A 19138-nucleotide genomic window follows, 5' to 3' on the forward strand; every position below is an offset into this window, starting at 1 on the left:
CCCTAAAGTTTATAAGATGCGCTTAAAACAAACTGACGTAGTTTTTGAGGATTAACCGTGGTGTAGCCCGTGTAATAATGCTTATTGGTTATATTATTGGCGCTTAAACCCAGGCGATATTTTGACCGGTCAAAAAACAGCGATCCGTTAAAAAGTGTGTATGATGGCAGTGAGAAAGTACCCTGGCTGTTACTGTTTATTATTTTGTTATCACTGGCGTAATTGCCACCAATACCTACACCCAACCCTTTAACCACGTTCTGCGGCAAGCGGTAGCTTATGTACAGGTTAGCCAAATATGGCGAGCCGGCAGTGTTTGGACGGCGGCCAATAACGTCTGAATCTGCCCTGGTATATTTCGAATCGTTGTAAGAAAACCCGGCCACGATATTAATACCTGAAAAAGGATTGGCAATAATTTCGGTTTCAAATCCTTTGCTGGTTTGCGTACCATCCTGTACCTGCCCATATACCGGCGAGTTCGGAATTGCACGTAAGGTATTTGTCAGGTTGATACGGTAGTAGCTGATAGTTCCGTTAAGCTTGCCATTAAACAACGCTAATTTAAAGCCACCCTCAACCTGGTTTGCATTTTGTAATTTGGCTACCACAGGCTCATTATTACCGTTGGTAAATACGCCCGGATTTACAAAACCATTCTGATAATTGGCGAAAAACGAAAGCTGATCTTTTACAGGCTGGTAGATCAACCCAAATTTTGGTGAAAACGCTGTTTGGTTGAACGGCCTGGTCTGTTGTACATGGTCAAAATTATAAGTTCCTTTATTTTCGTAATGATCCAGCCTGCCCCCTGCCGACGCGATTAGCTGATCAGTAATGTTAAGCACGTCAGATACGTAAGCGCTGTAAGTATCCGTTTTATAGATATAGGTGTAAGTGTTGGCCGCAGTTAAAGGGTTAGCTGCATTGGTTGCGTCAACCAGTTGCTTGTTAAATGCGCCATAATCAAAAGTTGAGCTGTTGATAGGAGCAACACCGTAAAAGTTGCCGAAAAAAACCTGGTTTGAATTTACATGCTGCAGATCAAGCCCCAGCACAAAGCGGTTACGTAAAGCGCCTATGTTAAAATCACCGTTCAGGTTTTCCTGTATTTCGGTGGTATTGAGTTTGCTGTTACGGGTGGACTGATCATACCGAAGGATATAATTATTATCGCCGGCAATATCCGGTGCGCCAAAGCTATTGGCTACTGCATCTGTAACCAGGTAATAGTATGGGCTGGCGCCATTTGAAAAACTATTTGACGAAGTGAAAAGTGTTTGCGAGGTAAGCTTGTCTGAAAATTTATAATTAGCCTGTGCAAAATAGTTAGCACTCCTTGAATATTGGGTTACATTATCGTTGGAGTAGGCCTGGTTGTAATTAATATTAAGCTGGCTTACTTTGCTGATCCCCATTTGGCTGGGCGTGGAGTAAAAGAAAAAGAAAGGTTTGGCGGAACTGCGCCCGTAAAACAACTCGGCCTGGGCCAAAAATGAAAGCTTTTCGCTTACCTTAACAGATAAACTTGGCGCTGCTGCAAAACTGCGGCTCTTACCATAGTTTTGAAAACTACCCTCATAATTATAAGCTGAATTTAACCTGAACAAAACATTCTTGTCTTTGCTAAGCGGTGTGTTTAAATCAAGGCTGGTACGGCTTAAATCGTAATTACCCGCAGCCTGCCCAATTTCAATACCGAGGGTGTCATAAGGCTTTTTTGTTACCCTGTTTACCAGCCCGCCAAAAGAAGTTAAAGCACTGCCAAACAAGGTAGCAGAAGGGCCTTTTATAACCTCTATCTTATCAATATTTACCGCATCAATACTGCTGGTAACCAACCCGGCTACACCATCGCGCAAGCGCGTCTGCGTTGGGAAACCACGGAGCGTAAAATAACCACCGCCGTCTCCTGCGCGCCCGGTTGCATCCCACATTTTCTGTACCCCCGGTGCGTTTCTGAGTGCATCATCAACGGTGTATAGCTGTTGTTCTTTCAGCAGTTCATTGGTTATTGTGGCGTAACTTTGAGCATTCTCGAGATTGCTTAACGGTATTTTACCAACATCAGTGCTTATCTTCCGGGTAAACCGGTTAGCCCGGCTCGCTATAATGTTCACTTCGCTCAACTGCGCCATACTGGCCTTTACCGTTATTAAGGGAACATCAACGGTTTGATCCGGCAGAACTGTTACCGGAACTTCAACGGTTTCAACACCTATATAGGAAATAATCAATGTGTAGGCACCGGCTGGCGCTTTGAAAACGAAATCGCCATTTCCATTGGTGCTGGTGCCATACCGGGTACCCATCAATCCAATTGCAATGTTATCTGCAGCGTTTTTATCGGCGGTAACAACCTTACCTTTAACCGTTCCATACGGTTGTTGTGCAAAAAGATCGGGTGTAATAATAATTGTAAACAGTATTAAGAATAGCGTGAATACTAAAAAAGGATTGGGTTGAGTTTTTTTCATTTGCTTTTATTTAGACTAATTATAAATAATGTCGCAAATGTATACCTGACAACGCTAAAAACAAAGCTTTTTAAGATATTTATTTAGAATGATTCTTATTACTTACCACAACTGTAAAATCATAAACGTAAATTCGGTATAAATAATAATGAAACATGTTTATTATCAGTCACTTATACCAATTTATTCCTTGATAAAAATAAAACTCACTGATAATCAGTATGTTTCATTATGTTCCGGGTGTTCCGTGTGCAAAAATGGAACGCTCCGGCGGCGTGGATACACAACTTGCCTCATCCAAAACTACAGTTGCACGCGGTTGTAGAGAAATGCAGATGTTAGGCAACAGTTTGGCTTTGCCGAACTCGCATTATTTATATTACTGATTAACAGATAGTTAATATAACTCATCGGCATTTTAAAAAGAAAAGGCTCACCCAAACATTGGGTAAGCCCTTAAAAAGTTGTGATTATTTTACCACCGGCAAAATAATAGTTAATATAACTCATCGGCATTTTAAAAAGAAAAGGCTCACCCAAACATTGGGTAAGCCCTTAAAAAGTTGTGATTATTTTACCACCGGCAAAATAATTTTTGATTGGTTGTGATAAATATTGATGGTCTCTTTCAAAAAGTCCTCGTCTTTTGCGTGGTATATATCAATAAATTGCTGCGGGTTACGGTCAACCAGCGGGAACCAGCTGCTTTGTACCTGTACCATAATTTTGTGGCCCTTTTTAAAAGTGTGCGCAACATCGGGCAGTGTATATTTTACCTGGGTGGGCTTGCCGGGTGTAAAAGCCTCGGGTTTTGAATAACTGTTGCGATACCTGCCACGCATAATTTCAGCGCGGACCAGCATTTGATACCCTCCCATTGGCACTTTTGCGGTGGCATCAGCTTCGGCATAAATATCTACGTCGTTGTAGCCGGCGCTGTCAGGAAATACATCTATCAGCTTTACCACAAAATCAGCATCTGTATTTGAAATGCCTACCATCAGGTCGGCAACTACCGGGCCGCCCAAGGTAAGATCCTTATCAAGCGCGCCGGTTTCATATACCAGTACATCAGGGCGGCGTGAAGCAAAGCGCTGATCATCGGTCATATAATTACGGGTGCGGTTAAAGTGCACATCTTCGGTATAGGGTACCGGCCTTGAGGGATCACTTACATAACTGTCAAATGAGGGTGCAAAGGTATTTACCGCATCAAATGAAAGCTTTCCCTTTTGTTCCAGGTAAAGGTTGGTTGGCTGTACATCAGCCGGCGGCCATTGCTTAAGCTGGTGCCATTGGTTTTCACCGGTAAAAAATACGGTTGCTTTGCTGATATTATCTACGGAGCCCCGCCCTCTCAGGTAATACTCAAAAAAGGGAATTTCGATATTATCTGCGTAATAAGTACTGGTATTGCTTCCCCATTGCACATTACCCAAATGCGTACCATCATTATTGCGCCATTGCTCATGGTACCACGGCCCCATTACAAGGCGGTTATTGGTTTCCGGGCTCTGCTTCTCAATAGCCTGGTAGGTGTTCCAGGCACCAAAACAATCCTCGGCATCAAATATCCCTCCTACTACCAGCATAGCAGGTTTTACACTTTTTATCCCAACACGTGCGTTACGCGCCATCCACCAATCATCGCGATTAGGGTGGTTCATCATCTGGTTCCAGAAAACAAGGCTGTCACCGGCCAGTTTGGTAAGGTTTGGCAATGCCCCGGCGTTCAGGTAAAACGAATAGCCGTCATGGTCAGGATAGTCAAATGTTTTAGCGGCAACCGAGGTGGGTTTAGGGTGTGGCGCGCCAAAGCCGGAGCCTGCATAAAAGGCAAATGCATCCATCTGGAAAAAAGCACCGTTATGGTGAAAATCATCGCCAACAAACCAATCTGTTACAGGTGCCTCCGGGCTAACTGCCTTTAATGCGGGGTGGCCACTTAAAGATGCCATGGTTGAGTAAAAGCCGGGGTACGAAATTCCAAACACGCCAACTTTGCCGTTATTGTTATCAAGGTTCTTCACCATCCAATCTATGGTATCATAAGTATCGCTGGCTTCGTCAATGTCGTTTTTGGTTTTCTTATTGAAGTTAAACGGGCGAACATCCATAAACTGCCCCTCGCTCATCCACCTGCCCCTCACATCAGCAATCACCATAATATACCCTTTTTTGCAGTATTGAATAAGGTGATTCACCCAAAACGGGCGATACTTGTCCTTACCATAGGGAGCACAGGAGTATGGTGTGCGCTCCATCAGGATCGGATGTTTTTCAGCATTATCCTTCGGCAGGTACGCCGAAATAAACAGCTTCACACCGTCGCGCATCGGAATAGTTACTTCTTTTTTGGTATAGTTGTTAACAAACCACACAGAATCGGCATTTTGCGCAAATGCCATAACCGGGAAAATTAATGTGAACAGAAAGTATAATTTTTTCATTGCTATAAATGATTAGAGTTGTTATAAACTGCTTCTATTTCAAAACCGGTAAAATCAGCTTTGACTGGTCATGATAAATATTGATGGTCTCTTTCACGAAATCTGAATCTTTTGCGTGGTAGATGTCAACAAATTGCTGTGGGTTCCTGTCGGCTAAAGGGAACCAGCTGCTTTGCACCTGCACCATAATGCGGTGTCCCTTTTTAAAAGTATGTGCAACATCAGGCAGCGTAAACTTCACCTGTGCGGGCTTCCCCGGCACGAAAACTTCCGGTTTAGAAAAACTGTTGCGGAACCTGCCGCGCATAATATCGCCCCGCACCAACATTTGGTAGCCGCCCATTGGGTACCGGGTAACCGGGTTCTTTGCGGCATCGTCCGGCAAAACATCTATCAGCTTGACTACGAAATCAGCATCGGTTTTTGAAATACTCACCAACAGATCAGCAACCAGCGGGCCGGCAAGCGTAATGTCATTCTGCAGGGTATCTGTTTCAAAAACCAGCACATCGGTACGCCGTGCAGCAAAACGCTGGTCGTCGGTCATGTATTCCCGCGTGCGGTCAAAGTGCACCTTTTCGGCATAAGGTACCGGTTTGGCCGGGTCGCTTACGTAGGTATCAAAAGTTGATGCGCCTGTTTTGGTAAATGAGAGCTTCCCATCAGCTTCCAGGTAAAGCGGTGTTGGCGTTACATCAGCAGGCGGCCATTGCTTAAATTTATGCCATTTATTTTCGCCGGAAAAGAAGATCGTAGCCATGCTGATGCTATCAAGCGATCCCTTGCCCTTTAGATAATAGTTAAACCAGGGCACCTCTATGTTATTCTGGTACCATTCTGAAGTATTGCTGTAAAACATGATATTGCCGAGATGGGTACCGTCTTTACTGGCCCATTGACCGTGATACCACGGGCCCATAACCAATTTACTGGTTGTTGCGGGGCTTTGTTTAATCAATGCATCGTAAGTATGCCATGCACCATAGCCGTCTTCCGCATCAAACAAACCGCCAACCACCAGCATCGCTGGTTTTACATTTTTTATGCCCGACCTTGTATCACGTGCCTTCCACCAGGCATCCAGGTTTGGATGTTTCATCATATTATCCCAAAACTCCAGGCTGTCGCCGGTTATTTTGGTAAAGTTGGGTAGTGCCCCCATCTTCAGGTAATAAGCATAGTTGTCATCTCCTGGAATATGAAAAGTTTTTGCAGGCTTTGTGCTGGGTTGCGGGTGTGGCTGACTAAAGCCGTAGCCTACATGAAAGTCAAATGCATCCATTAAAAATAATACGCCATTGTGATGGTCGTCATCGCCAAAAAACCTGTCAGTTACGGGTGCCTGCGGACAAACAGCCTTTAGTGCCGGATGCCCGCTCAAAGCCGCCTCGGTGGCAAAAAAACCCGGGAACGAAATTCCGGTTACGCCAGCGTTACCATTGTTATTTTCAACGTTTTTTACCAGCCAGTCTATGGTATCATAGGTGTCACTCGCTTCATCAATATCTTTGTTTGTTTTTTTATTGGGATTAAAGGGCCTCACTACTTCAAACTTTCCCTCGCTCATCCACCTGCCACGGATATCCTGGATCACCAGAACATAACCTTCGCGGCAATATTTCATCATATAGCTGTACCAATACTGGCGATAGCCTTTTCCGTACGGCGCGCAGGAATATGGCGTACGTGTAATCAATATGGGGTGCTTTTCTGATCGATCCTTTGGTTCGTATATGGAGGTAAATAACTTCACACCGTCACGGGCCGGAATGGTGACTTCCTTTTTGATGTAATTATTAACAAACCACACCGAATCGGCATTTTGGGCAAAAGTTATAAACGGAAAAAAAAGAAATACAAGAATGTATAATTTCTTCATAGTAATAAATTATGAGGTCAGACAGTAAATATGATAAAAAAAACGCAGAAAAAGAATGGCACGAATTAGCCCTGGGGACGCCCAATACCGAAAGCGTATTTACTTGATTTTATTAAGTTCCTGGCGCTGGTTTTCATCAATTTATTTTATTGATGAACAATTTAGCGGGATGCTTTCATATCCCGGCCATAATGCAAAAAATGAATCAAAAAATGGTAAATATTTCCGTAGAGATCCTATAAAGCACATCTCTACGAAAAAGGAAAGGAGCATTAATTATTTGGAATAATAATCAAAGGCGGCTTTAGCAATTTTTGCAATCACGGCTTCGCGGGTGGCCTCATTATCAGTTGAGTTGCATACAAAAACTGATATAGCCAGGTGCTTTCCGTTAGGCAGTTCTATTATGCCAACATCATTTGTAGCAGGTGATAAACCTTCGGCATTAGTTGGTGATGTACCTGTTTTATGGGCAACAACCGTTGCGGCCGGCAACAGGCCTTTGATACGGTGCGGGCCGGTGCTGGTTTCAGTTAGTATTTTATACAGGAACGCAGTTGTATTTTTTGCAAGTATTTCGCCCTTATAAAACTTATCAAGCAACAGGGTTGCTTCCTTAGGCTTGCACCAATTGGTGTATTGTAGCTCCCATGACGACGCCATATCGGCCTCAGTAGCCCTTACGGCTATGCCCCTGATACCGAGCCTAAGCATATAATCCTGCACGGTTTTTGGGCCATCAATCAACTTTAGTAAAATATCACAGGCATCATTATCACTCAATGATACCATGTAGCTTAACAAATCACTCACAGATACATCCACATTGCCATTGGGATATTTATCGCGCAGCGGACTGTAATTCTTTGGCAGATCCTTCTTCTTTATATGGATCATTTTGTCGAGCGTGAGTTTGCCCGAATCAACCCAATGCAACATGGTAAGCGCTATCGGAAACTTCATAACACTGTGCAGCACCAACCGGGCATCGCCGTTAACTGACAGCGTATCCCGGCTTTCCAGGTTCAAAATTGATACGCCCACAATACCTTTTGCAGGCTTAATGATGTCACTAATTTGCTGACGCAACCCGTTTTGCTGCGCGCTTGCACCTAAAGGAATTAAGAATATCAGCGTTAAAAGTACTGACAGAAAACTTTTTTTCATAAGGATTTAAAATCAAATTAAAGACCGTGGACCGCTTAAAAGCGATTTTTTGAACAGGAACTTCAAAAACAAAACTAAAAAGACAATCTCAATATGAAACTATATTGATCACCATTTTTTCTGTTTTATACTCCTGCTCCTAAACCCGGTTTAATATTAACGCATTTATTTTACGTGAATTTTAATCCAGTCAGAAATTATCTTCATTGCCGCTGGCGACATGGTTTCGTCTATTTTTTCATACTCCGACAGATCACCTGTTTGCGCTGTTTGCAGTAAATGATTAAGTCCCGGCAAAGCTTTTACCTCTATATTTTTATTGCCATTTTTAGTGAGCACATCTTTTATCAAACTTAAATTACTTTCGGCGTCAACCTGGGTATCCTTTGTTCCATTTATGGCCAACACCGGGCATTTCACTTTAGCCAGGTCTTTTTCAGCATCGTAGCTTATAAAGTAGCGCATCCATGGCATGTTATATAGGGTATTGTATTGCTTAAAAATATCCTGCGCCGTTAGATCGGTAGCATGTAAGGCCTTAAGCGCTTCGGGGGTCTGCACTTTTTTCCAGGCATCAAATACCGGTATGATCTGCGTATCCAGGGCTTCCACACTGGGCGATACTGCAAATAGCTTTAGCACATCGGTATTGAGGCTTACAAATGCATTAATTGCGGCACTGTCAACGCCAATCTTCCTTAGCTGGTATGCATTTTGTTCGGTGTTTATTTTGGCCCCACCCACTTCTGATGCGCCCCACATCACAATAAAGCTAACATCCTTTCGTCGGGCGGCTACCATGGGCGCTATCATGCCACCTTCACTGTGGCCTATGAGCCCCAGATGTTTTTTATCAATATCGGGCCTTGTTTCCAGGTAGTTTAAACTGGCCTCCACATCGTACGAAAAATCAAGACTGGTTACATCTTTTATATTGCTGCCCAATGAACTTTTGCCCGCTCCCCTGTCATCAACCCTTAAAACGGCTATACCATTATTGGTGAGGTAGTCGGCCAGAACCCAATATAATTTATGTCCAAAAATACTCCCATCCCTGTCTTGCGTACCGCTACCACTGATAATAATCACCGCAGGATATTTGCCGCTTCTCACGGGTCGTGTAAATGTGGCGCCATAATGAAGGGTTTTGTCACTATTGTCATATTCAACATCCTCACTCACATAATTGAAGGGTGGCCTTGGCGTTTGGGGCATAACCGGATCTTTGCTCAATGCCGCTTTCTCGTCGGCCGAAATGTGCTTTAAATTTAAGGCCATTTTCCCGCTGCCTTGTGTATAAATACCAGTAATGCTTTTCTTTCCATCCCACAAACCTTTATAACCGCCGCCAATTACTGCTATTTCTATATAAAGGCTGTCCTTAACCAGTATTGTTTTACTGCACGCTATGCCGAAAGCTTTTTGGTCCGGGCTGTCAAATGTTGATTTATAACCGCCATTAGCTGTTTTATCAATATTAAAAACCACGCGAAGGTTGATACCGGCTACGGCTATTGAGCCCTGCCAACTGCCGGTTATATCCTGCGCATGTACCCGGTTAACTGCAAGTAGTGTAAAAACACAGATCAATAGCTTCTTCATAAGTTTTTGGGTTGATGTTGTTTAAAATAAATGTAAGAGTAAATAACAGGGATGAATGACATTATTAATATCGCTGGTATAAATATAAAGGTGCTTACAGGCGCCGGAAAAACCAGCGTAGCTACGGTTACTATTAACCCTCCGGCAACCCATACTTTCCCTGCTAAACGGTGGGTAGCACGCCAGTTATCTTCATTTTCCAGCGTCCAGGGGGTACGTACTCCTGCAAAATAGTTTGGCTTAATGCTGTACATCAGGTTGCCCAAAAAAACAAATAACAACCCCATTAACGGGAACATAAACTTATCTATCCTGAATTGCTTATCAATTGTGGCAAACGTAATAATTATACTTAATGCCGCTAAAAATATAGTGAGGCCCAAACCGAGCTTTTGAAATGTTTTCTCCCCGTTCTTCACTTGCTTTTTAGGATCAATTGATGGCAGGAATTTCATAAGCAGGTATAATAAAAAGGCTACCCCAACTAAAACACCCTGTACCATAAACAACTGGCCCTTTGTACCAAAACCATTTGGCTTGCCATCCGCCCCAAAGTGTAAAGGCACAATTGCCGGTAACGTGGGATAAACATATAAAAGGTAACCAAGCGGCAACAGGCAAATAAGCAACGCCAACAGGTCTATAAGCGTAAATTTTTTCATCGTGATTTAATTTTTAGGTGATTGCAATCCCATTATCCATTTAAGCAGCTCATCCATTACCGTAGTATTTAAAGAGTAATAAATAAACTGCCCCTCTTTAACCGATACCACCAGCCCCGCCTGCCTCAACAGATCGAGGTGGTGCGAGATGCTGGGTTTTGAGATATTAAATTGCTCTGCTATCTCGCCGGCAGTCAAATCCTTCTCCTTTAACAGTTCCAGGATCTCCCTTCTTGTTGAGTCATTAAGTGCCTTAAATAACGCGTTCAAATTCTATTTATATATTTAGTCAAATATCTAAATACTTTCTGACATTATAAAATTTTTGCGGATATTTCAGTTTCATTTAAACTTAACCTTAACACTTTAGGGAGTAAATGATTTTTTTGTTACCTGCTTATTAATTCTTCAAATTTTCGTTAATTGTAGCTGTCAATCAAACACTATCATGCAAAGAAGAAATTTCCTGAAAACCGGCTCACTGGCGGGTTTAACTTTAACAACACTGGCCGCAACTTCATGTAACCTGGTATCATCAAAAAAAGAGCCGGATAGCGCTGTTGCTGACAAACCCGATGACTTTGCACTAAATGAGGTCACTATTGATACTTTGCAGAAAAAGATGAAAAGTAAGGAATATACCTCGCGTTCCATCACCGAAATGTACTTAAAGCGAATAGATGAAATTGATAAGAGCGGCCCTAAACTTAATGCGGTTATTGAAGTAAATAAGGATGCACTTAACATGGCCGATGCAATGGATAAAGAACGCGCTTCAGGCAAAGTACGCGGGCCTTTGCATGGCATCCCCGTTTTAATAAAAGATAACATTAACACCGGCGACAATATGCACACCACCGCCGGGGCATTAGCCATTGCTGACAACTACGCCAAACAAGATGCGTTTATTATCCATAAATTACGGCAGGCAGGAGCAGTGCTGCTTGGCAAAACCAACTTAAGCGAGTGGGCCAACTTCAGAAGCACGCATTCTACCAGCGCATGGAGCAGCCGAGGCGGACAGACTAAAAACCCGTATATCCTTGATCGCAATCCAAGCGGATCAAGCGCGGGATCAGGATCAGCCGCATCAGCAAACTTATGTGCCGTAGCTATCGGTACCGAAACCGATGGTTCTATTGTTTCGCCATCCTCAGTAAACGGGCTGGTAGGCATTAAACCTACGGTAGGTTTATGGAGCAGGTCGGGCATTATCCCTATTTCAAAAACGCAGGATACAGCCGGCCCCATGGCGCGCACCGTTCGGGATGCCGCCATTTTATTGGGTGCACTGGCCGGGGAAGACCCGCAGGACATTTACACCCTTGCCAGCAAGGGAAAAATCGCACCGGACTATACAAAATTTTTAGATGCCGATGGCTTAAAGGGTAAACGCATAGGGGTTGAAAAAGATGGCGTGAAGGTTAGCCCGGCAATGGACGCCATATTCCAGCAGGCTATTGACACTTTAAAAAGCAAAGGCGCTACTATTGTTGAAGTGGAACTGTATAAACAATTAAAGGAAGCGGGGAAAAATAGTTTTACGGTATTACTGTATGAGTTTAAAGACGGGTTGAATAAATATTTAGCAGACGCTAACTCCAAAATAAAATCGCTGGCTGATGTGATTGCTTTTAACAAAAAAAACGAGGCCAAAGCCATGCCATACTTTAAGCAGGAGACCCTGGAGCTGGCGGATAAAAAAGGCGGGCTGTATGAAAAAGAATACCTCGATGCTGTTCAAAAAACAAACGGGATTACCCGCAATGCCATTGATACCTTATTAAAGGAAAATAAACTTGACGCAATTGCCGCGCCCACAAACGGCTTTGCAGTTTGTATTGACCTTGTAAATGGCGATTATGACAACGGCTTCTCGTTTTCAGGGCCGGCTGCCATGGCGGGATATCCGCATATCACTGTACCCATGGGCTTTGCTTATGATTTGCCGGTAGGAATTTCGTTTATCAGCACGGCTTATAAAGAAGGAGATTTGATTAAAATAGGCTATGCTTATGAGCAGGCATCGAAAAAAAGGAAAGCTCCGCTTTTTAAGGCCGTTGTGGGATAGTTAATTAAGTTGCAGGGGATTAAATTGAGCTGATTGAGTTACCGGGAAGCTGATAATAAATATTTAACAGTTCAGCCTAATCAACTAATTATTAATTTAGCCCTACTAAAAGCCCGAAGATAAAACAATTGCTTCCGGCTATAAACTATCAACCATTAACTATAAACTAAATGGAATTTGGCCGAGTAAGCCCGCAGGAATTAATTGAAGTAGATTTTACGCTTCCACCTGATTCTGAATTTACGATTAAAACGCTGCAGTCGGCCAAAAGCGATCAGCCCCTGCAGGTACATGTAGGTTGCGCCAAATGGGGACGTAAAGAATGGCTGGGTAAAATATATCCGCCCAAAACAAAAGATGCCGTTTTCCTGGATGAGTATGTAAAGCATTTTGATTGTATTGAACTTAATGCTACATTTTATAACGTTTACCCGCCCGAAACCATTGCCAAATGGAAGCAAAAAGCGGATGCTAACCCGGATTTTAAATTCTGCCCTAAGTTTTCGCAGAGCATCAGCCATATCCGCAGGTTAAAAAATGCGGATGAAATAACCACCAAATATTACGAAGGTATTATGGCCTTCGGCGATAAACTGGGGCCTCTTTTTTTGCAGGTTGGCGATAACTTCACCCCAAAAAGCCTGCCCGATTTAAAGGCTTACCTGGAGCAATTACCAAAAGATGTGCCCGTTTTCCTTGAACTGCGGCATAAAGAATGGTTTGCCAATTCCGAAAACAGGACAGCTATATTCAACCTGCTGCATGAATTGCAAATTGGCGCCGTAATAACAGATGCTTCCGGCCGCAGGGATGTGGTGCACATGGAACTGCCCACCCCCCACGCCTTTATCCGTTTTGTTGGCAACAGCCTCCATCCTACTGATTATGCGCGCTGTGATGAATGGGTTGAACGCATAAAACAATGGCGGCAAATGGGGCTGCAATCTGTTTGGTTTTTTATGCACCAGCACGATGAACGCTACTCGCCGGAACTGGCCGATTACGTGGTTGAAAAATTCAATAAAGAACTTGGACTAAATTTGACGCGTCCGCACTTTTTAGACAGGGACAAAGGTTTATTTGACACGATTTAGTAATGTTAAATATTGCCGTGATTACTGAGATACCATCCCCGAGATCACATTAATACTTAATGCTACAATCGCTGTATTAAAGGCGAAGGCAAGTAATGCATGCATTAAGGCAAAACGGCGTATTTTACGTGAATTGATAACAACGTCCGAAACCTGGAAAGTCATACCGATAACAAAAGAAAAATAAACAAAGTCCAGGTAGTCTGGCTCTTCCCCTCCGGGAAAATCCAGACCGCCAGTTTTTCTTTTCTTGCCGTCATCTGTATCTGAGTCATAATACAAATGCGCGTACAATAAAGTAAATATAGTGTGCACCAACCACCAGGAAATACCTACGGCACCAATAGCCAAAATAATATGCCCCTGTGCGCTGGCTGAATGTCCTTTAGCTGATTTTAATAAAAAGACGATAGCGCCCATACTGGCAACTGCGGCTGCTAAAACAAAAAGAAATATAACGGTACGGCTGGAATCCTGCAGTTTAGCTATTTTACGCACTTCGCGCGGATGACACGTTGCAATAATTATCCAATCCATTATTATTACAGACAGCGCGAAACTTATCCAGGTAAATAAGATCAAAGTTGGTAATTCAAACCTGCTGTGGATCACGAAAAATGTGATGATAGAAATCGCCAGCGAGATCATCAGGCGATAGTGTGCATCTAAGCGAAAAAATAAATTCCTGCTGGGTTTAAGGGGAGTAGCCATACTGTAAATTAGTCCGGATGCTGAGAAATACCCCAACGCCGGAAGTGATAAAACGCTAAGATATAAAGTTTCGGCAAAGAATTAGTCTTCTACAATTTCTATCACGCGCCCCACCTGCCCGTCTTCCAAACGCACTTTTATTCCGCGCGAATGAAACGCCGAACTGGTGAGCAGGTCTTTAACAAAACCCCTTGTTCTTTTACCCGAGCGCTGATCTTTTTTCAGGATGATCTCCACCTCAAGGCCGGGATAAATATCGTTTCTGTTTTGTCCGTTCATGGTTCTTTATTGATTAATCTAATTGAGGTGTTTACATGGGCTTGAAAAGAGCTCCCTACGAAACCAAATTTTTAATAGCCTGCTCCACCTTTCCAAAATCAAAGTTGCTCACCAGTTGATCAAACGCTGCGGTTATCTCACCGTTCATCAAATTTCCAATACTGCCTTCATGGGTATGATTTACCTGTTTATCCGGATTAAAATCGCCTTTTTCAATAGCAAGGCCAACTTGTTTGTAGGCATCGCGGAAAGGGGTCCCGTTCAACACCATTCGGTTCACCTCTTCAACGCTAAAGAGGTAGGCATATTTAGGATCGTCTAATATATTCTGATTAACCGTAATATTTTGAAGCATAAAGGTTGCCATATGCAGGCAGTTCCGCAGATCTGTAAAAGCCGGGAACAGTAATTCCTTTAACAATTGCAGTTCACGATGATAGCCCGATGGGAGGTTAGTGGTCATCATAGCCACATCGTTTGGCAGGGCCTGCAGCCGGTTGCATTTACCACGCATAATTTCCCAAACGTCGGGATTCTTTTTGTGGGGCATAATACTGCTGCCGGTGGTCAGCGTATCCGGATAGCTTACAAAAGCAAAATTCTGGCTTAAATATAAAGCCTGGTCCATTGCCATTTTCGCCAGCGTTGCAGCTATTGACGACAATGCCTGCGCAATTACCCTTTCTGTTTTACCACGCCCCATCTGCGCATAAACCACGTTGTAGTTCAGGCTGTCAAACCCCAGTAACTTTGTGGTCAGCGTCCGGTTCAGCGGAAACGAAGAACCGTACCCCGCAGCCGAACCCAAAGGATTTTTATTGGTGATCTTATAGGCTGCCAGTACCATTTCAAGGTCGTCGGCCAAACTCTCGGCATAAGCGCCAAACCATAACCCAAATGAGGAAGGCATAGCTACCTGCAGGTGTGTATAGCCGGGCAATAAAATATTTTTATGCGCCTCGCTAAGCTCAATCAGCTGCCGAAACAGCGTGGTGGTTTCCTTAACAACCTGCTGCAGTTCGTGCCTGAAAAACAGTTTGAGGTCAACCAGTACCTGGTCATTGCGTGAGCGGCCACTGTGTATCTTTTTACCCGCCTCGCCAATCCGTTGTGTAAGCAGCATCTCTACCTGTGAGTGCACATCCTCCACTTCGTCCTGGATAATAAAATCACCCTTTTCAATATCTTTATAAATATGCTTCAGTTCCTTTTGCACCAGTCCCAGGTCATCAGCGCTCATCAGACCTATGCTTTCCAGCATTTGCGTATGTGCAAGCGACCCGAGCACATCAAAAGCAGCCATTTGCAGGTCAAACTCGCGGTCGCGACCTACGGTAAAACTCTCTACTAATTCGTTAACTGTAACTGATTTTTGCCAGATCTTAGCCATGCTGATATATTTAGTCCTGCTGCCGTTGCGGAGCATTCAAACTTACTGCTTTTGTAATAAATATTACTTAATTAATGCTCTCCAGCATTTTAATGTACAATTCAATCCCCTCTCTTATCTCATGCACGTAAACAAACTCGTCTGCAGTATGCGACCGCGCCGAATCGCCGGGCCCAACTTTTAACGAAGGAATATCAAGCAAAGACTGATCGGAGGTTGTAGGCGATCCGTAGGTTGTTCTGCCTAAAGCTATTCCGGCCCGCACTATAGGGTGTTCCCGGTCTATTTTTGATGGCTTAAGTCGGATGGAACGCGGCGTTACTTCGCAACTTACATGCTGTCGGATAATCTCCAGCACTTCCTCGTTCCGGTAAGCATCAGTAACCCTTACATCCACAGTAAAAGTGCAGCTTGCCGGCACAACGTTGTGCTGCGACCCTGCATTAATAATGGTAACCGACATTTTTATCGGCCCAAAAACTTCTGATTCATTTGGAAACCGAAACGTGCGGAACCATTCAATATCAGCAAGCGCTTTATAAATGGCGTTTTCACCTTCTTCGCGGGCGGCGTGGCCAGCCTTGCCATGAGCGACACAATCCAGTACCATCAGGCCCCGCTCGGCTATTGCCAGCTGCATCAGCGTAGGCTCGCCAACTATCCCGAAATCAAGCGGACCAAGATCAGGGATAATAAGTTCAAGACCGTTTACGCCCGAAATCTCCTCTTCAGCAGTGGTAGCCAAACAGAAATTATATTTAAGGTTTTGTTTTTCGTGAAAATACAAGAACACATTGATCAACGATACCAGGCACCCGCCGGCATCATTGCTACCTAGCCCATAAAGCTTTCCCTCTATAATAGCAGCATCGTACGGGTCGCGGGTATAACCCGAGTTTGGTTTTACCGTATCGTGGTGTGAATTGAGCAGTATGGTTGGTTTAGCTGCATCAAAATATTTGTTATAAGCCCAAATATTGTTCAGCTTGCGGTGGGTTTCAACACCTTTATCCTTTAAAAAATTTTCTATCAGACCGGCAGTAAGATCTTCTTCTCTGCTGAATGATGGAATAGCTATCAGTTGCTGTAATAAACCAACAGCCTGTTCATATAATATTTTTATATCTGTCATAAAATGCAGGGGCAAAATTAATGTTTTTGGGAATATAATATTGAAATGTTATTTTGAATGTAGTAAACGTTTATTGTTACCGATAAAACACATCGTCATTATATTTTTACATGTCGGTAATACAAATTCGGCTGCATAAATCCCTATTATTGCGGCTTAAACGAATAACGTAATAAATGAAAAAAATATTCTTCCCGGCGGGCCTTTTACTTTGCTTTATAACAGCAGCTAATGCTCAAATAAGTACCAGGGTTTATAACAAGAACGGCTACAAGCTAACCTTGACCAATTACGACGCTACGCTGGATACAGCAGAATTGACAAGGCTGGTAAAAACCTTTTATATAGTTTACCCCGAGTTGGCTAAAGAGTATAACCCCGCTACGCTTAAAGATGTTAAAATGGTTGTAGATACCAGCTACAAAGGTGTGGCCGCAACTGCCGATGGCAAGGTTACCATAGCTTCTACCTGGTTACACAAACGCCCGGAAGATATTGATGTGGTTACACATGAAGTAATGCACATTGTGCAGGATTACGGCGAAAGTACTGGCCCAGGATGGTTAACAGAAGGTATTGCCGATTATGCCCGCAACCAATTCGGAGTAAACAACGCAGCCGCAAAATGGACCTTGCCAGATTATAAACCAACCCAAAACTATGATAACGCTTACCGCATTACTGCCCGTTTTTTAGTTTGGATAGAGAAAAAAGTTAAACCAGGTTTGGTAAAAGAAATGGACAGCCAGATGCGGAAGCATACCTATACCGACGCTTCATGGAAGACGCTAACCGGCAAAACGGTTGACGAGCTTTGGAAAGCTTATGCGGCAAATCCGGCTGTTTAATCCTCAATTTTTGAATGCTTGTGTGTGTCGTTCATCGTGATATACAGGATGAGCGACAACGCAATACAAATGGTGACGTACCAGTAAAACCAATCCTGGTGCTGGTCATTTTTAAACCAAAGGGCAATGTATTCAGCTGTTCCGCCGAATAGCGATACCGCTATAGCATAAGGAAAACCAACACCCAGCGCACGCACATCGGCAGGAAAAAGCTCAGCCTTCACCACTGCATTGATAGCGGTGTAACCGCTTACTATAATAAGTGCGCACATAATAAGGGCAAAAGCTATCCAAACATCTTTGGTATGGCTTAACGCCGTTAATATAGGCACCGTAGTTAAGGCGCCAAGTAAACCAAAGCCGATAAGCAGTGGTTTACGTCCTATCTTGTCTGACAATAATCCGAACAACGGCTGCAGCAGCATAAAGCCAACAAGGGTAAGTGTGGAGATTAACGTAGCGCTGTTTTTAGAAAAACCCGATGTGTTCACCAAAAACTTTTGCATGTAAGTGGTAAACGTGTAGAATGCAACAGTCCCCCCTATAGTTAAACCAATAACCGTTAAGACTGCTTTTGGGTGTTTCGCCAGCGCTTTTATAGTACCGCGATTTGATCGTGCTTTGGTATCTTTTTCGTCAATATTAACTGATTCATGCAGGCTGCGTCTTAAATACATTACGGTTATAGCCAAAACAGCACCTATAGCGAAGGGAATGCGCCAGCCCCACTGATGCAATTCTTTATCAGTTAAAAAAGCCCGCTGCAATAAAACCAACACCCCCAGTGCTAAAAGTTGCCCCATAATAAGCGTTACATACTGAAAGCTTGAATAAAAGCCGCGATGCTTTTTGGTAGCCATCTCACTAAGATAGGTGGCACTGGTGCCGTACTCTCCACCAACGCTTAACCCCTGGATAATTCGGGCCAAAACCAGCAACAAAGGCGCCGCCACGCCTATTTGCTTATACCCTGGTGTAACGGCAATTATCAGCGAGCCAACGCTCATCAGCAACACCGAAAAAGTAAGTGCCGTTTTCCGGCCTCTTCTGTCGGCAAAGGTACCCATAACCCAGCCACCTATGGGCCGCATCAAAAAACCGATGGCAAAGATCCCGGCTGTATTTAATAACTGAACGGTTTCGTTTTCCTTTGGAAAAAACGCACCTGAAAAATATAAGGAAAAAGCAGTGTAAACGTACCAGTCGTACCACTCCACCAGGTTACCTAATGAGCCGCCAATAATTGATTTTATTCTTTCGCCGGCAGTTTGGGGTATGGCGATGACTTTAGATTGCATAAGTTTTGTATTGTTGTACAGGTTAACTATTTACTGCTAAAGCTATAATTTTTTAACAGGATAACTATAACCGGGAGC

The 19138-nt window shown here is 43.5% G+C and carries 15 protein-coding genes; 3 read left to right on the forward strand and 12 right to left on the reverse strand.

The features are described 5' to 3' along the window. Nucleotides 1-2: 2 nt before the first annotated feature. The 7 genes from MuYL_RS17270 to MuYL_RS17305 all read right to left on the reverse strand — a co-directional run bounded on the left by MuYL_RS17270 (nt 3) and on the right by MuYL_RS17305 (nt 10507). The gene (locus tag MuYL_RS17270; protein ID WP_094571745.1) at nt 3-2477 is read right to left on the reverse strand and encodes a TonB-dependent receptor; all 2475 of its coding nucleotides are present in this window, start codon (nt 2475-2477) and stop codon (nt 3-5) included. Nucleotides 2478-3046: 569 nt separating this feature from the next. Continuing rightward, complete coding sequence (locus tag MuYL_RS17275; protein WP_094571746.1) at nt 3047-4927, reverse strand: CocE/NonD family hydrolase; 1881 nt, start codon at nt 4925-4927, stop codon at nt 3047-3049. A 34-nt stretch (nt 4928-4961) separates the two neighbouring features. Continuing rightward, nucleotides 4962-6806 carry a CocE/NonD family hydrolase gene (locus MuYL_RS17280; protein ID WP_094571747.1) on the reverse strand — a complete coding sequence of 615 codons (1845 nt, stop codon included), beginning with the start codon at nt 6804-6806 and terminating at the stop codon, nt 4962-4964. Between the two features lie 276 nt (nt 6807-7082). Then, the gene (bla, locus tag MuYL_RS17290; RefSeq protein ID WP_094571749.1) at nt 7083-7973 is read right to left on the reverse strand and encodes a class A beta-lactamase, subclass A2; all 891 of its coding nucleotides are present in this window, start codon (nt 7971-7973) and stop codon (nt 7083-7085) included. A gap of 165 nt (nt 7974-8138) precedes the next feature. Beyond that, the gene (locus tag MuYL_RS17295; RefSeq protein ID WP_094571750.1) at nt 8139-9575 is read right to left on the reverse strand and encodes an alpha/beta hydrolase family protein; all 1437 of its coding nucleotides are present in this window, start codon (nt 9573-9575) and stop codon (nt 8139-8141) included. After that, nucleotides 9572-10237 carry an SdpI family protein gene (locus MuYL_RS17300; protein ID WP_094571751.1) on the reverse strand — a complete coding sequence of 222 codons (666 nt, stop codon included), beginning with the start codon at nt 10235-10237 and terminating at the stop codon, nt 9572-9574. The genes MuYL_RS17295 and MuYL_RS17300 overlap by 4 nt, the downstream gene beginning before the upstream one ends. 6 nt (nt 10238-10243) lie before the next feature. Next, complete coding sequence (locus MuYL_RS17305; protein ID WP_094571752.1) at nt 10244-10507, reverse strand: autorepressor SdpR family transcription factor; 264 nt, start codon at nt 10505-10507, stop codon at nt 10244-10246. Between the two features lie 178 nt (nt 10508-10685). Here MuYL_RS17305 and MuYL_RS17310 point away from each other — a divergent pair, with 178 nt between their 5' ends. Together MuYL_RS17310 and MuYL_RS17315 are read left to right on the forward strand one after the other, a co-directional pair. After that, on the forward strand, nt 10686-12308 hold the full coding sequence (locus MuYL_RS17310) for an amidase (RefSeq protein WP_094571753.1): 1623 nt from the start codon (nt 10686-10688) through the stop codon (nt 12306-12308). A gap of 170 nt (nt 12309-12478) precedes the next feature. Next, nucleotides 12479-13402 carry a DUF72 domain-containing protein gene (locus MuYL_RS17315; protein ID WP_094571754.1) on the forward strand — a complete coding sequence of 308 codons (924 nt, stop codon included), beginning with the start codon at nt 12479-12481 and terminating at the stop codon, nt 13400-13402. A 21-nt stretch (nt 13403-13423) separates the two neighbouring features. Here the strand turns inward: MuYL_RS17315 and MuYL_RS17320 are convergent, their stop codons facing one another. From MuYL_RS17320 to MuYL_RS17335, 4 genes are all read right to left on the reverse strand, one after another. Further along, a complete protein-coding gene (locus MuYL_RS17320; RefSeq protein ID WP_094571755.1) occupies nt 13424-14113 on the reverse strand; it encodes a DUF1345 domain-containing protein in 690 nt (229 codons plus the stop codon). Between the two features lie 81 nt (nt 14114-14194). Then, nucleotides 14195-14392, reverse strand: a complete 198-nt coding sequence (locus MuYL_RS17325; RefSeq protein WP_094571756.1) for a YwbE family protein — start codon at nt 14390-14392, stop codon at nt 14195-14197. 55 nt (nt 14393-14447) lie between these two features. Further along, on the reverse strand, nt 14448-15782 hold the full coding sequence (gene argH / locus MuYL_RS17330; protein ID WP_094573003.1) for an argininosuccinate lyase: 1335 nt from the start codon (nt 15780-15782) through the stop codon (nt 14448-14450). 67 nt (nt 15783-15849) lie between these two features. Beyond that, on the reverse strand, nt 15850-16914 hold the full coding sequence (locus tag MuYL_RS17335; protein ID WP_094571757.1) for a M20 family metallo-hydrolase: 1065 nt from the start codon (nt 16912-16914) through the stop codon (nt 15850-15852). Nucleotides 16915-17090: 176 nt separating this feature from the next. On the opposite strand from MuYL_RS17335, the gene MuYL_RS17340 reads away from it, so the two are divergent. Continuing rightward, the gene (locus tag MuYL_RS17340) at nt 17091-17762 is read left to right on the forward strand and encodes a basic secretory protein-like protein (RefSeq protein ID WP_094571758.1); all 672 of its coding nucleotides are present in this window, start codon (nt 17091-17093) and stop codon (nt 17760-17762) included. Here the strand turns inward: MuYL_RS17340 and MuYL_RS17345 are convergent. Next, nucleotides 17759-19060 (reverse strand): MFS transporter, encoded by a 1302-nt coding sequence (locus tag MuYL_RS17345; protein ID WP_094571759.1) that lies wholly within the window; start codon nt 19058-19060, stop codon nt 17759-17761. The genes MuYL_RS17340 and MuYL_RS17345 overlap by 4 nt on opposite strands. Nucleotides 19061-19138: the final 78 nt, after the last annotated feature.

The organism is Mucilaginibacter xinganensis (genome assembly GCF_002257585.1).
Taxonomy (GTDB): domain Bacteria; phylum Bacteroidota; class Bacteroidia; order Sphingobacteriales; family Sphingobacteriaceae; genus Mucilaginibacter; species Mucilaginibacter xinganensis.